This is a genomic window from Pseudomonas sp. WS 5503, assembly GCF_012985385.1.
Taxonomy (GTDB): Bacteria; Pseudomonadota; Gammaproteobacteria; order Pseudomonadales; family Pseudomonadaceae; genus Aquipseudomonas; species Aquipseudomonas paracarnis.
The window spans coordinates 204,253-218,328 of sequence record NZ_JAAQWI010000004.1 but is presented as its reverse complement, the minus strand read 5'-3'; the positions used below and the strand labels follow the sequence as shown (position 1 = coordinate 218,328).

Genomic DNA, 14,076 nt, shown 5'->3' with positions numbered 1-14,076 from the left:
GTCAGAGTCCTTCCTTCAACACACCATCGGCTTCAACCTGCAGGCCGAACAAGGCACCGTGACCCACTTCAACATTCAGCAGTTGCTCACGGGGCAACCCTCGCGCCTGCGCCAGCAGCAGGCGCATCACACCGCCATGACTGACCAACAGCACCCGCTGGCCCGCGTACGCCTGATGCAGCCGGGCGACAGCGCCAAGCACGCGCTCGGAAAACTGGATGACAGGCTCACCCTCCGGCGGCGTGAAGCCATAGGGGTTGGCCCAGAACAAGCCCAGCCCTTCGGCATCGGTATCCATCAACGCGGCCGCACTCTGCCCTTCCCAGGCGCCGAAGTGAAGCTCCTGCAAGTCAGGCTCCAGACTCACCGGCAAATCAAGTTGCGTCCCCAGCTCCCGGGCGAACAGAGCGCAGCGTTGCAGCGGCGAGCTGATCAGCCGATCCCAGGGCCCTTGCCCCACCACTGCGTCGCGCATCTGCTGCCAGCCGTTGGCGGTCAGCGCATCGTCCAGGCTGCCACGCAGGCCGCCGCCCAGCTCGGTTTCGCCGTGGCGCAGCAGGTCCAGGCGCAAGGTCATGCGGGGCGATCCGCCACGGCGGCTTCGGCGAAGGTCGCCATCTGCCCGTGCAGCGCGCATGCCAGGCGCAACAAAGGCACCGCCAACGCCGCGCCGCTGCCTTCGCCCAGGCGCAGGCCCAGTTCCAGCAACGGTTGCGCATCGAGGCTGTGCAGCACATGGCGATGGCCCGGCTCGGCACCCCGATGGCCGAACACCAGCCATTCGCGGCACGCCGGGTTCAAGCGCACCGCCACCAGCGCGGCCACGCTGCAGATGAACCCATCCACCAGCACCACGATGCCTTCCTGGGCGCAGGCCAGGTAGGCGCCAACCAAGGCAGCAATTTCAAAACCGCCGAGATTGAACAGGGTTTGCAACGCATCGCTGCGCTGACCGGCGTGCAACCCCAGGGCGCGCTCGATGACCGCGACCTTGTGGCTGACCCCTGCGGCATTCAAACCGGTGCCAGGGCCTGTGAGGTCAGTGACCTGGCAATCCAGCAATGCGCAGGCCAAGGCACTGGCGGCAGTGGTATTGCCGATGCCCATCTCACCGCCGATAAAGAGTTGCGCGCCGCTTTCCAGGGCACGGCGTGCGCTGTCTCGCCCGGCTTGCAGGGCCAGTTGCCCCTGAGACTGGGTCATCGCCGGGCCATGCACGAAATTGGCCGTGCCCGCGCCGATATTCAGGTGACGAACGCCGGGCAAATCCAGGGACGGCGTGACCGTGCCGAGGTCAATCACCTCCAATTGCGCTTGCAGTTGCCGCGCCAACACGCTGATCGCCGCGCCACCGGTGACGAAGTTTTGCAGCATCTGCCCGGTGACCTCTTGGGGAAATGCCGACACGCCTTCAGCGACCACGCCGTGATCGCCGGCAAAAATCGCGATCCACAGGTGATCCACCGACGGTTTGACCTGGCCCTGCAAACCCGCCAACTGCACCGCCAGCGCCTCCAACTGACCGAGGGAGCCAGCGGGCTTGGTCAACTGCTGCTGACGCGCCAGCGCCTGTTCGTGGGTCGTGGTATCCACCGCCTTGCAGGGGTTGAGCCACCAGGAATCGGTCATAACGCAGTACCTTTCAAAGTCAGGGGCAGGCCGGCAACCGTCAGCACAACGCGCTGACATTGCTCGGCCAAGGCTTGATGCAGCCAACCGGCTTCATCCACATAACGGCGAGTCAATTCGCCCAGCGGCACGACACCCAGACCGGTCTCGTTGCTGACAAAAATGATTTCCCCCGGCAGCGAAGCCAGGGTTTGCAACAGTTGATCACGCTCGCACGCAAGGCGCGCCGGGTCTTCGAGCATCAGAAGATTGGTGAGCCATAAGGTCAGGCAATCCACCAGCAGGCAGCGATCAGTGGCGGCGTTTTCCTGTAGCACACGCGCTAGGTCGATGGGCTCTTCAACCAGGCCCCAATGGTCGGGACGACGCTGGCGGTGCAAAGTGACACGCTCGTTCATCTCACCGTCGAGCGGCTGGCTGGTGGCGATATAAATGACGGCAAGCCCGCTCTCTGCGGCAAGCTTTTCGGCCAGACGGCTCTTGCCCGAACGGGCGCCGCCGAGGATCAATTGATACATGCAAAGGCCCCTGGCAAACGATGTGGGAGCGGGTTTGCTCGCCAATTAGGGTGCATCAGTGAATGCACCTATGGCTGACCCACCGCATTCGCGAGCAAGCCCGCTCCCACAGTTAAGTTGTGGCGTGCCAGGTGGACACGAGGCGGTCGCCAGAGCGCTATCGCAGGCAAGCCAGCTCCCACAGGAAACCTGATCGGCTTTTGCGCAGGCTTTTGATTTTGATCTCAGGCGCCCCGTTAAACCACGCTGGCCGAACGCAGGCTTGAATCCGTGGGTAACCCGGCAGGACGCCGGGTTAGCCGCACTGGGCCAGGGATGGCCCATTGCGGCGGCCCACGGATTCAAGCCGGAGAGAGGGCACACCGAGCCTAGGCGAGGTGCCGAGTGGTGGGGCGAGGACCTTTTGGTTACTTTTGGGTCCTTCCAAAAGTGACCCGCTGTAAGAGCGGAACCATAAGTGGTCGTTGCCGCAGCAATGGATATGTACACCGATCCACCGCTATCGCCGGCAAGCCAGCTCCCACAACTGGGTCGTGTGAACACCGTCAGATCCCACATAGCTTGCGCAACAAATCGGTGTCCAAGTGATGCTCCACCAAGTCCGCCAGCCGCTCGATATCGCGCTCGCGTAGGCCGTGATAATCCACCTCCTGCACATCCTGCAACCCGGCCCAACGCAGCAACGCGCTGCACGCCGCCGGAGTCTCGAACAACCCATGCAGGTAGGTGCCTAGAATTTGCCCATCGGCACTCTGCGCGCCATCACTACGGCCATCGTCCAGCAGCACCGCAGCGCTTGCCAGGGCAGCGCCGGAGGTCACCCCCGCATGGATTTCATAACCGCTGACGTCGGCATCTTCCAATACCAGACGCCCACGCACATTGCGCAGTTGTTTCTCTTGTTCCAGGGTGGTGCTGAACGCCAGCAACCCAAGGCCGTCGCTGGAACCGGCCAGCCCTTCCAGGCCCAACGGGTCGTGGACTTGCTCGCCGAGCATCTGCAAGCCGCCGCAGATCCCCAGTACCTTGCCGCCATAACGCAGATGCCGCGCCACGGCGGTGTCCCAGCCATTGGCACGCAGATAGGCCAGGTCACTGCGCACGCTTTTCGAGCCCGGCAGGATGATCAGGTCAGCAGCAGGTATCGCCTGGCCCGGCCCGACGAACTGCAAGTCCACCTGGGGGTGCAAGCGCAGCGGGTCGAAGTCGGTATGGTTGCTGATGCGCGGCAGCACCGGCACCACCAGCTTGAGCACCTGGGCGGCCTTGTCGATCTGGCGCTGGTCGATGCCGTCTTCCGCCTCCAGGTGCAGGTCCATCACGTAGGGCAGCACGCCGACTACCGGTTTGCCGGTGCGCGCTTCGAGCCAGTCCAGGCCTGGTTGCAGCAACGCGATATCGCCGCGAAAACGGTTGATGATGAAGCCCTTGACCCGGGCCTGCTCACTGGGCGACAGCAGCTCCAGGGTGCCGACCAGATGGGCGAACACGCCGCCGCGGTTGATGTCCGCGATCAACAGCACCGGGCAGTCCACCGCTTCGGCGAAGCCCATGTTGGCAATGTCATTGGCACGCAGGTTGATCTCGGCCGGTGAGCCCGCGCCTTCGACGATCACCACCGGGTAGGCCTGGCTCAAACGCGTGTGGGAGGCCAGCACCGCTTGCATCGCAATGGCTTTGTAGTCGTGATAGGCCACAGCATTCATGCTGGTGACAGCACGGCCATGGATGATCACTTGGGAGCCGGTGTCGCTGTTGGGCTTGAGCAACACCGGGTTCATGTCGGTGTGGGGTGCCAGGTTGGCAGCCTGGGCCTGCACCGCCTGGGCACGGCCGATCTCGCCGCCTTCGGCGGTCACCGCGCTGTTGAGCGCCATGTTCTGCGGCTTGAACGGCACCACCGCGACACCCTGGCGTACCAGCCAGCGACACAGCGCAGTCACCAGAGTGCTTTTTCCGGCGTCGGAGGTGGTGCCCTGCACCATCAACGTGGTCATGTGGCGTCCTTGTAGGCGGCCAGGGCTTCGTCAAGGCGCAGCCAGTCGGCGTCGGTGCCGGGCAGGCCCAAGCGCACGCTGCTGTTGTGCACAAACAAGCGCAGCAGGATGCCGCGTTGGGCCATGAACTCGTACAGCCGTTCAGCGTGGGGGGTAATCAACCACTGGAACAATGCGCAGCCACCGTGAGGTTGAAGGCCGCGGCGCTCAAGCAACTCGAACAGACGCTGGCCGGCTGCGATGCAACGACTGCGCTGGCGCGCATGCCCGTCGGTGTCGCGCAGGCACACTTGGCCCAGCACCCGCGTCGGACCACTGACAGCCCAGGGCCCGACCTGCTCGGCCAACAGCTTGAGCAACTTGCGCTCGGCCAGCACAAAGCCCAGGCGCACGCCGGCCAGGCCGAAGAACTTGCCGAATGAGCGCAGCACGATCAAGCCGACCTGATCGGCATGGCTGGCCAGGCTCAAGTCCGGGGTCACGTCAATGAATGCCTCGTCCACCACCAGCCAGCCACCGCGCTGGGCCAGCCGCGCATGCCAGTCCAGCAGGCGTTGCGGGCTCAGGCTCAAGCCGGTGGGGTTGTTGGGGTTGACCACGACCAGCACGTCGAGGCTGTCGAGAAAGAAGTCGACTTCCTGCTCCTGCACTTCACGCACCACATAACCGGCACGGCGCCAGGCTTCGGCGTGCTCGGCGTAACAGGGCGAAAGCACGCCGACCTTACCGGACCGACGCAGGCGCGGCAGCAGTTGAATCGCTGCCTGGGAACCCGGCACCGGCAGCAACGGGCCGGCACCGTAATAATCGCTGGCAGCCTTCTCCAAGCCGTCATCGGTTTCCGGCAAGCGCGCCCAGGCACGCAAGGGAATCTCGGGGATCGGCCACGGCCAGGGCGCCAGGCCGCTGGACAGGTCAAGCCAATCCGCTTCGGCAATGCCGTACTCAATCGCGGCCTTGCGCAGCCGACCACCATGTTCAAGCATAGATTTGCGCCCCCACGCACAGGACCAGCAGCCACAACCATACGCCGCGCTGCACCAGTTGCCAGCCGCGATCAATGGAATCGGCGTCGGCCGGCGGGCCTTCGCCCAATGGCGGGCGCTGATGCACCTCGCCGTGATAAATCGCCGCGCCGCCGAGTTCCACACCCAAGGCTCCGGCCCCTGCCGCCATCACCGGGCCGGCGTTGGGGCTGTCCCAGGTCGGGCCCTGGGTGCGCCAGCATTTGAGCGCCAGGCGGGTTTTACCCAATAGCGCGTAGGTTAAGGCCACCAAACGCGCAGGAATATAGTTGAGCACATCATCGATCCTGGCGGCTGCCCAGCCGAAACGCTCAAAGCGCTCATTGCGATAGCCCCACATGGCGTCCAGGGTGTTGCTGAGGCGATAGAGCACCACGCCTGGCACACCGGCCACCACGAACCAGAACAACGCAGCGAATACCGCATCGCTGCCGTTCTCCAGCACCGATTCGGTGGCTGCGCGCGCGACTTCAGTGCGGTCCAGTTCGCTGGTCTGGCGGCTGACCAGGTAACTCACACGCGTGCGCGCTTCGTCCAGGTCATCACGGCGCAGGGCCTGGGCCACCGGCGTCACATGCTCGCCCAGGCTGCGCATGCCCAAGGCGCAGTACAGCGCCAGGATCTCGAGCAGCCAGCCGATATAAGGCGCCCACGACAACGCCGTGGCCAGCAGGGTCAGCGGCACCACCGCGATAAACCACGCGGTCACACCATGGCTGCGCCAGCCACGCCCGCCAGTATTGAAACGTTGTTCGATGCGCCCGGCGAAATTGCCGAACGCCACCAGCGGATGCCAGCGTCTGGGCTCACCCAGCAGCGCATCCAGCGCCACCGCAGCCACACACAGCAAGGCCACACTCATTGACTCACTCCCCACTTGTTTTCATACAGCATGTCACTTAGCGGTCGCGGCTCGGCCCAGCCCTCGAGCTGCAACATCGGTGCCGGGTAAAACTCTGCCACCGGGCCCAGGCACAACACTGCCAGGGGCTTTGCGCCGGGTGGCAAACCCAGCAACTCGGCCAGGGCCTGGGGGTCGAACAGCGAAACCCAGCCCATGCCCAACCCTTCCACGCGCGCCGCCAGCCACAGGTTCTGGATGGCGCAGGAGAGCGAGGCCATGTCCATTTCCGGCAAGGTGCGGCGCCCGAAGATGTGGCGCTCGCGATCGTCCATCAAGGCGGCGACCAGTACCTCGGCGCAGTCGCTGATGCCTTCGACCTTGAGCTTCATGAACGCATCGGAGCGCTCGCCCAAAGCTTCGGCGGTGCGCACGCGCTCTTCTTCCACCAACTGTTGAATCTGGCTGCGCAACGAACGGTCGCTGATGCGGATAAAACGCCACGGCTGCATCAGGCCGACACTGGGCGCCTGGTGCGCGGCGTGGAGCAGGCGTTGCAGCAGTTCAGGCGCGACGCTGCCACCGCGGAAGTGGCGCATGTCGCGGCGTTCGGCGATGGCGCGATAGACGGCCTCGCGATCGGCTTGGGGGAAAGCGTTGTCAGTCATGGCCTCATCGGGGGCAAGCCCCCTCCCACATTTGGAATGCATTCCCCTGTGGGAGCTGGCTTGCCTGCGATAGCTGTCTCAAGGTCTGGCGCGAACAACGCGGCCACCGCGCCAGGATTCGACGGAAAATAAAAGTGCACATAGGACGCCGTCATCCGCCCCTGTCGATAGACCGCCTCGGCACCGCGCCCGCCGTTAGGGCTAAGCCCACGGGCAATCGGCGCCCATTCGGTACTGGTCAGAGAATGATGATAGGTATGCCCACGCAACGTCCCCTCCGGTAGCTCAACGCTTTGCAGCGCCAGGGCCGCGAGTTTCTTCTGCATCACCGCATCGCCTTGCAACAAGCCAACCAGTTCGGCGCGCCTACCCTCCACATCGGTCAAGGAGTCGAGCAGATAGAGCATGCCGCCACATTCAGCGAGCAGTGGTTTGCCAGCGGTGTGATGAGCACGGATGGCGTCCAGCATCGAGGTATTGGCCGACAATGCCTGGTGATGCAGTTCCGGATACCCGCCGGGCAAATAGAGGCTATCCGCTTCAGGCAATTGGCGATCATGGATCGGTGAAAAGAACTTCAACTCGGCGCCCATCGCCCGCAGCAAATCCAGGCTGGCGCCGTAGGTAAAGGCAAAGGCTTCGTCACGGGCCACGGCAATCCGCACACCGGCCAGCAAGGGCTCGGCCTCGACCACTTGCGGCGCGGCAAAGGTCACCGGCGGCGGCAGGGCCACTTCGCAACTGCTGCCCAACGCCTGGGCGGCAGCATCCAAGCGTATATCAAGGTCATTCAGTTCGCTGGCTTGCACCAGGCCCAGGTGGCGGCTGGGCAGTTCGATGCCGGTCTCACGGGATAACGCGCCGTACCAACGCAAGCCCTCAGTGAGGCTGCCTTCAAGCAATTGCGCATGGCGCAGGGTGCCGACGCGGTTGGCCAGCACGCCGGCGAATGGCAGGTCGGGCTGATAGCGCGCCAGCCCCAGGGCCAGGGCGCCGAACGTCTGGGCCATAGCCGTGCCATCAATCACGCCCAGCACCGGTACACCGAAGTGCCGCGCCAGGTCAGCGCTGGAAGGCGTGCCGTCGAACAGGCCCATCACGCCTTCGATGAGGATCAGGTCAGCCTCCCCCGCCGCCTCCCAGAGCAGGCGGCGGCTTTCCTGCTCGCCCACCATCCACATGTCCAACTGGTACACCGGCGCGCCACTGGCACGCTCGTGGATCATCGGGTCGAGAAAGTCCGGCCCGCATTTGAACACGCGCACCTTGCGTCCCAGGTTGCGGTGCAAACGGGCGAGCGCGGCGGTGACCGTGGTTTTGCCCTGGCCGGACGCCGGAGCGGCGATCAATACGGCCGGGCAATGACGGGGCTGATTCAAAGTTCGACGCCTTTCTGTGCCTTGATACCGGCCTGGAACGCGTGCTTGAGCATGCCCATTTCGGTGACGGTGTCGCCCATTTCGATCAGCTCAGGCTTGGCGCCACGGCCGGTGACCACCACATGCTGCATGGGCGGGCGGGCTTGCAGGTCGCTGAGTACCTGGTCCAGGTCAAGGTAACCGTGCTTGAGGGCGATGTTCAGTTCATCCAGCACCACCAAGCCGATAGAGGGGTCATTCAACATGGCCCGGGACACCGCCCAAGCCGCTTCGGCAGCGGCGATATCGCGCTGGCGATCCTGGGTTTCCCAGGTGAAGCCTTCGCCCATCACATGAAAGTGCACCTGCTCGGGGAAGCGGCGGAAAAACAATTCTTCGCCGGTGCTGTTACGCCCCTTGATGAACTGCACCACACCGCATTGCATGCCATGCCCCATGGCCCGGGCCAACATGCCGAACGCCGAACTGCTCTTGCCTTTGCCATTGCCGGTCAGCACCAGCAGCAGGCCGCACTCATTGGGGGAATTGGCGATGCGCTCGTCAATCACGGCTTTTTTGCGCAGCATGCGCGCCAAGTGGCGTTCGTCGCGGTCGGGGGAATCAGTCATGGCAGCTCTCCGTTGGGGCTGGACAAAAACGGCGGGCAGGAAAAAGAAAAAACAGACAGCCAAGCATCGCCCACCGTGATGCTGTTGGATGATCCAGGCCGGTCTCCGGGCTCATGAGTGGCGCTTTTGATAGCAAGCAGCCGAGGGTGCGCCTTCCCATATCGCACGCGATACAGTGGCAAACAGCACCGTCTTGACTCATTTACCGTTGCGGGGGCAGCGCCGGAATCGCGGCGGCACTGTGTACAAGTGCGCTCACTCACCGGCTTCCCTGTTTCACTCTGTCGACGCGCGCGCCACAGAGCACCTGGAACAAGCCGCGAAGGTTAGTGGGTTGGGGGTGGAGCGTCAATTAAAGCTGGCCTTGTACTTGAACCATCTGCCGTTCGTGCTTCTCTACCCCTACAGGTATCAAGGAGAAAACCATGCCTAAAACCCGACTCGCCCTACTGATCATGTTCGCCGGTAGCCTCGCTGCATGCGGCGAAAGCTCAACCCTGCAGGTCGCCGACGGCACCGGGCCCTCGCCCCGGCTGCCGGAGCCGAACAAGACGTTGATCCCCACCGTCAATATCGCCCCGGCCATCGGCTGGCCCGAAGGCGCCAAGCCAATCGCGGCCGCAGGCACCCAAGTGGCCGCATTCGCCGAAGGCCTGGATCATCCGCGCTGGCTCTACGTGCTGCCCAACGGCGACGTGCTGGTGGCCGAGACCAATGCACCGCCCAAGCCGGACGATGCCAAAGGCGTACGTGGCTGGGTGATGGAAAAGGTCATGGATCGCGCTGGCGCCGGGGTGCCGAGCCCGAACCGTATTACCTTGCTGCGCGATGCCGACCATGACGGTGTGGCAGAAACTCGCACGGTGTTCCTGGAGAACCTCAATTCGCCGTTTGGCATGACCTTGGTGGGCAACGACCTGTATGTGGCCGATTCGGATAAGTTGCTGCGCTTCCCCTATCAGCCGGGTGAAACCGCAATCACCTCCCCAGGCACCAAGGTGGTGGATTTACCCGGTGGCCCCTTGAACCACCACTGGACCAAAAATGTGGTGGCCAGCCAGGACGGCAGCAAGCTGTACGTGAGCGTCGGCTCCAACAGCAACGTCGGCGAAAACGGCCTGGAAGCCGAACAGGGCCGCGCCGCCATTTGGGAAGTCGACCGCGCCAGCGGCCAACACCGCATTTTTGCCTCCGGCCTGCGCAACCCCAACGGCATGGCGTGGGAGCCACAGAGCGGCAAGCTGTGGACGGCGGTCAACGAACGCGATGAGATCGGCAGTGACCTGGTGCCGGATTACATCACCTCGGTCAAGGATGGCGGCTTCTACGGCTGGCCTTTCAGTTATTACGGCCAGCATGTGGATGTGCGTGTCACCCCGCAGAACCTGGACATGGTCGCCAAGGCCATCGCTCCCGACTATGCGGTAGGCCCTCATACTGCGTCGCTGGGGCTGACCTTCGCCGAGGGCAGCAAACTGCCCGCTCCCTTCAGTAATGGCGCATTTATCGGCCAGCATGGTTCCTGGAACCGCAAGCCGCACAGTGGCTACAAGGTGATTTTCGTGCCCTTCGAAGGGGGCCAGCCGAAAGGGCAACCGGTGGATGTGCTGACGGGGTTTCTTGATAGCGATGAGAAAGCCATGGGCCGGCCGGTCGGCGTGGTGATAGATCAGCAGGGGGATTTGCTGGTGGCCGATGATGTGGGCAATAAGGTTTGGCGAGTGTCGGCTGTTAAGTAAATCGCCACACACCAATGTGGGAGCGGGCTTGCCCGCGATTACGGTGGCCCAGCCAACCAATCCGTTGACTGACACACTGCATTCGCGGGCAAGCCCGCTCCCACATTTTGGAGTTTTATTGATTCAGGGGTTACGCGCCAGATTCCCTGGCAACACGCGCTTGGCACTCAGGTAGGCATTCTGCCAATACGCTTTGGATAGCGTATCCAACTTCACCGTACCGCCGGTTTGAGGCGCGTGTACGAAGCGGCCCTCCCCCACATAGATGCCCGCATGGCTGACCCGCGAACCACCACCGGTAGCGAAGAACAGCAGGTCGCCGGTTTGCAGGTTTTGTTCGCTGACGTCCTGGGCACGCATCACGATCAATTCACGGGTGGTGCGCGGCAATGAGATGCCGGCAGCGTCGCGGAATACAAAGCCGATCAGGCCACTGCAATCAAACCCCGAGTCCGGTGTGTTGCCGCCCCAGCGGTAAGGTGTGCCGACCAGGCCCAGCGCACGAAAGAGCACGTCTTCGGCAGCAGGCGAGAAATTCTGGGTGGCATAGTTGAACACCGGCTTAGGCTTGACCGCGACGGGCGCGGGCGGCGGTGTACGACTGGCGCAGGCGCTGAGCAGCGCGGCGCAAACAATAAGCATCAGGCGGGCCGAGGTCGACATGTGCAGAACAATCCTGGTCTGGATGCGGCTTTCGCTGCCGAACGTTGAAAACCAGAACGCGCAAGCAAAGCTCGCGCGAACGGATGACAACAATGTCCAGGGATTCTAGCGCTTACACGTCAAACTTCAAGTATCACTTTAACTTTACTTACTAGCGGTAACCGTAGTCGGAGCCATGGCGAGTGCACGCTTGGCTTCGATGAAGGTTTTGCTCCAGTAGCTGTCACCCAGGTTATCGACCCGAACACCACCACTGCGGCGGCTGCTGGAGTGGATAAATTGGTTATCGCCCAGGTAGATACCGGCATGACTGACACGACCGCGGCCACTGGTACTAAAGAAAAGCAGATCACCGGGCTTGAGGTTGTTGCGTGCGACCAACGGTGCATTCACGTTGATCATCTCTCGTGTAGAGCGCGGCAGATTCATGCCGGCTTCTTCACGAAACAGGTAGCCAATGAAACCACTGCAATCAAAACCGGCTTCCGAGGTGCCGCCGAAACGGTAACGGGTACCGATCAAGGACATGCCGCGCTCAAGGATACTGTCGGCCAGAAGAGGCAGTTGGTAAGGCTTGCTGTCAGAGAACTCGGCGAGTTCTTTTTCGGTTGCCACCTCTTCTTCATAAACAGAAGCAGACTGTGCAGCAACGAACTTTGCCTGATTTTGAACCTGTGGTTTTTGCTGTTCTGCCACCTGCTGAGGGTGGGAGGCGCAGCCAAACAACAGGGTAACGAGTGCGAGAGGCACGAGGGGTGCGAAGCGATTTAGCATGGGCACGACCGTGGCTGATGTGTAAAGAAGCCGAGACTATGCCCTCTATCACATCGATTTGCAAATTCAATCGCGATCTATGTGACTTATCGTTTCGACTATGCCATCTAAGCCGTGATTCCATTTTTCGGTTCAGTTGCGTAGCCCCTCGGGCTCAAACGCAGGTTTTCTGACGCCTTGAAAATGCCGACACACGGGAAATCAAGACCTTACCAGCCCAAAGTTTCTTTCAGGAAAGGGATCGTCAATTTTCTTTGCGCCTGCAAGGAAGCCTGGTCGAGTTGCTCAAGCAAATCGAACAGCGCGCTCATGCTGCGGGTGCCACGGGTGAGGATAAAGTGCCCGACTTCGTCGGTCAGGTGCAGGCCACGACGGGAAGCGCGCAATTGCAACGCACGCAGCTTGTCCTCATCGGATAACGGGCGCATCTGGAAGATCAACGCCAGGGTCAGGCGCGACTTGAGGTCAGCCAGCTTCACCGGCAGTTCACGCGGCGAGGTGGACGCAGCGATCAGCAAGCGCCGGCCGCTATCGCGCAAGCGGTTGAACAGATGAAATAGCGCCTCTTCCCACTCCGGCTTGCCGGCCACTGCCTGCAGGTCGTCGAGACACACCAGTTCATATTGCTCAAGGTTATCGAAGATGCCGATCCCGCGGTCCATCAACTCGGCCAAGGGTAGATAGACCGCCGGCTCGCCCGTCTGCTCGAAACGCAGGCACGCGGCCTGCAGCAGGTGGGTACGCCCCACGCCATGCTTGCCCCACAGATAGATCAGGCTTTCAGTCCACCCGGCGTCGGCTTCGCAAAGCCGCTCCACATAGCCGAGTGCAGCGGCATTGGCGCCTGGGTAGTAGTTGATAAAGGTAGCGTCATCACGCAGACGCACACCTAGGGGCAGCTGAATCGGTTTCATGCTGACTGAACGGCTCCCATCGAACCGTTAGTGGCCTCTATGTAAAGTTTGCAAAGTTTATACCCGTGACGCCGGGCGCACAATGCAGCAGACCACAAGCAAAATCAAAGGTTTGCGTTAACCCGGAGGTTTTACGCAGTTTGTTTGACGCACCCCGGGGCCAGAAACAACAAACCCGGCCAGGGCCGGGTTTGTGACACCGCGATTACAACTCGGGCTCATCCACCCCGGTATACACGTCCGAATCCTTGTACAGGTCGTGCACATGGCGCACCAGCACCATGATCACCGCCGCCACCGGCAGCGCCAACAGGATGCCGGTAAAGCCGAACAGCTCGCCACCCGCCAAAATCGCAAAGATCACTGCCACCGGGTGCAGGCCGATTCGATCGCCCACCAGCAGTGGCGTCAGCACCATGCCTTCCAAGGCCTGGCCCACCATGAACACTGCGACAATCCCCAGCATCGGGTACAGGTCGCCGCCGAACTGGAACAGCCCGGCCACCAGCGCCGCGCCGATGCCGATCACAAAGCCCATGTAGGGCACGATGGCCGCCAGGCCCGCGATCAAGCCGATCAACAGCCCCAGCTCCAAGCCGATCGCCATCAGGCCGGCAGCGTAAATCACCCCCAGGGCCAGCATCACCAGCAACTGGCCACGCACGAACGCACCCAATACCTCATGACACTCCGCTGCCAGGGAAACAACACGCTCTTCCCGGTCGCGGGGGAGCAGGCTGCGGATCTTGGCCATCATGATGTCCCAGTCTCGCAGCAGGTAGAACGCCACCACCGGGATCAGCACCAGGTTGGTCAACCAGCCGATCAGCGCCAGGCTCGACGCAGTCGCCTGGCTGAGCACCACCGTGACGATATCGGTGGTCTTGTCCATGTGCTCGCTGATGGCCGCCTTGACCTTGTCGAACTTCCAGAAGCCATCCGCCAGCCCGAACTTGGACTGGGCCCACGGCATCGCCGTGTGCTGCAACCAGTCGAGCATCTGCGGCGCCAGCTCATAGAGGCGAAACAGCTGCTTGGCCAACATCGGCACCAATATCAACACCAGCGCCGTGATGATCAACGTGAACAGCGCAAACACCGTGATCACGCCCCAGGTGCGCGACATGCCGACTTTTTCCAGGCGATCCACCACGGGATCGAACAGATAGGCGAGCAGTAGCGCCACCAGGAACGGCGTCAGGATCGAATGCAGCAAGAACACAAAACCGCACAGCAGGACAATCCCGCCAAGCCACACCCAACGACGCGTATCCGCCATAAACCACTCCATCTGTTTTTTACGCCCTTCTTCTATATAGAA

The 14,076-nt window shown here is 62.3% G+C and carries 14 protein-coding genes and 1 riboswitch; of the genes, 1 reads left to right on the top strand and 13 read right to left on the bottom strand.

All coding sequences use genetic code 11. The features are described 5' to 3' along the window. Position 1: 1 nt before the first annotated feature. The 9 genes from cobC to cobO form a co-directional block, all read right to left on the bottom strand. Positions 2 to 577: an alpha-ribazole phosphatase family protein gene (cobC, locus tag HBO10_RS12880; protein WP_034128334.1), complete on the bottom strand. Its 576-nt coding sequence runs from the start codon at positions 575 to 577 to the stop codon at positions 2 to 4. Then, entirely contained in the window at positions 574 to 1,629 is a 1,056-nt protein-coding gene (cobT, locus tag HBO10_RS12875) for a nicotinate-nucleotide--dimethylbenzimidazole phosphoribosyltransferase (protein WP_034128333.1), read from the bottom strand. The genes cobC and cobT overlap by 4 nt, the downstream gene beginning before the upstream one ends. Next, positions 1,626 to 2,147, bottom strand: coding sequence for a bifunctional adenosylcobinamide kinase/adenosylcobinamide-phosphate guanylyltransferase (gene cobU / locus HBO10_RS12870; RefSeq protein WP_034128332.1), 522 nt, complete (start codon positions 2,145 to 2,147; stop codon positions 1,626 to 1,628). The genes cobT and cobU overlap by 4 nt, the downstream gene beginning before the upstream one ends. Before the next feature lie 545 nt (positions 2,148 to 2,692). Further along, positions 2,693 to 4,144, bottom strand: a complete 1,452-nt coding sequence (locus tag HBO10_RS12865) for a cobyric acid synthase (RefSeq protein WP_034128331.1) — start codon at positions 4,142 to 4,144, stop codon at positions 2,693 to 2,695. After that, on the bottom strand, positions 4,141 to 5,130 hold the full coding sequence (gene cobD / locus HBO10_RS12860; RefSeq protein WP_034128330.1) for a threonine-phosphate decarboxylase CobD: 990 nt from the start codon (positions 5,128 to 5,130) through the stop codon (positions 4,141 to 4,143). Before cobD ends, HBO10_RS12865 begins: the two co-directional genes overlap by 4 nt. Then, positions 5,123 to 6,031 carry an adenosylcobinamide-phosphate synthase CbiB gene (gene cbiB, locus HBO10_RS12855; RefSeq protein ID WP_034128329.1) on the bottom strand — a complete coding sequence of 303 codons (909 nt, stop codon included), beginning with the start codon at positions 6,029 to 6,031 and terminating at the stop codon, positions 5,123 to 5,125. The genes cobD and cbiB overlap by 8 nt, the downstream gene beginning before the upstream one ends. After that, positions 6,028 to 6,678: a 5,6-dimethylbenzimidazole synthase gene (gene bluB, locus HBO10_RS12850; protein WP_034128328.1), complete on the bottom strand. Its 651-nt coding sequence runs from the start codon at positions 6,676 to 6,678 to the stop codon at positions 6,028 to 6,030. The genes cbiB and bluB overlap by 4 nt, the downstream gene beginning before the upstream one ends. Further along, positions 6,675 to 8,057 (bottom strand): cobyrinate a,c-diamide synthase, encoded by a 1,383-nt coding sequence (locus HBO10_RS12845; RefSeq protein WP_034128327.1) that lies wholly within the window; start codon positions 8,055 to 8,057, stop codon positions 6,675 to 6,677. The genes bluB and HBO10_RS12845 overlap by 4 nt, the downstream gene beginning before the upstream one ends. Then, positions 8,054 to 8,665, bottom strand: a complete 612-nt coding sequence (gene cobO / locus HBO10_RS12840) for a cob(I)yrinic acid a,c-diamide adenosyltransferase (protein WP_034128326.1) — start codon at positions 8,663 to 8,665, stop codon at positions 8,054 to 8,056. Before cobO ends, HBO10_RS12845 begins: the two co-directional genes overlap by 4 nt. 78 nt (positions 8,666 to 8,743) lie before the next feature. Beyond that, positions 8,744 to 8,991, bottom strand: a riboswitch (cobalamin riboswitch). A gap of 99 nt (positions 8,992 to 9,090) precedes the next feature. On the opposite strand from cobO, the gene HBO10_RS12835 reads away from it, so the two are divergent. Continuing rightward, positions 9,091 to 10,404 (top strand): sorbosone dehydrogenase family protein, encoded by a 1,314-nt coding sequence (locus HBO10_RS12835; RefSeq protein WP_003193047.1) that lies wholly within the window; start codon positions 9,091 to 9,093, stop codon positions 10,402 to 10,404. Positions 10,405 to 10,527: 123 nt separating this feature from the next. Here HBO10_RS12835 and HBO10_RS12830 read toward each other — a convergent pair whose 3' ends face one another. The 4 genes from HBO10_RS12830 to HBO10_RS12815 all read right to left on the bottom strand — a co-directional run bounded on the left by HBO10_RS12830 (position 10,528) and on the right by HBO10_RS12815 (position 14,034). Next, complete coding sequence (locus tag HBO10_RS12830; protein WP_003193049.1) at positions 10,528 to 11,067, bottom strand: C40 family peptidase; 540 nt, start codon at positions 11,065 to 11,067, stop codon at positions 10,528 to 10,530. Positions 11,068 to 11,211: 144 nt separating this feature from the next. After that, complete coding sequence (locus HBO10_RS12825; RefSeq protein ID WP_003193051.1) at positions 11,212 to 11,841, bottom strand: NlpC/P60 family protein; 630 nt, start codon at positions 11,839 to 11,841, stop codon at positions 11,212 to 11,214. A 209-nt stretch (positions 11,842 to 12,050) separates the two neighbouring features. Then, positions 12,051 to 12,755: a DnaA regulatory inactivator Hda gene (hda, locus tag HBO10_RS12820; protein ID WP_014719395.1), complete on the bottom strand. Its 705-nt coding sequence runs from the start codon at positions 12,753 to 12,755 to the stop codon at positions 12,051 to 12,053. 205 nt (positions 12,756 to 12,960) lie between these two features. Further along, positions 12,961 to 14,034, bottom strand: coding sequence for an AI-2E family transporter (locus HBO10_RS12815; RefSeq protein ID WP_014719396.1), 1,074 nt, complete (start codon positions 14,032 to 14,034; stop codon positions 12,961 to 12,963). Between the last annotated feature and the right edge of the window lie 42 nt (positions 14,035 to 14,076).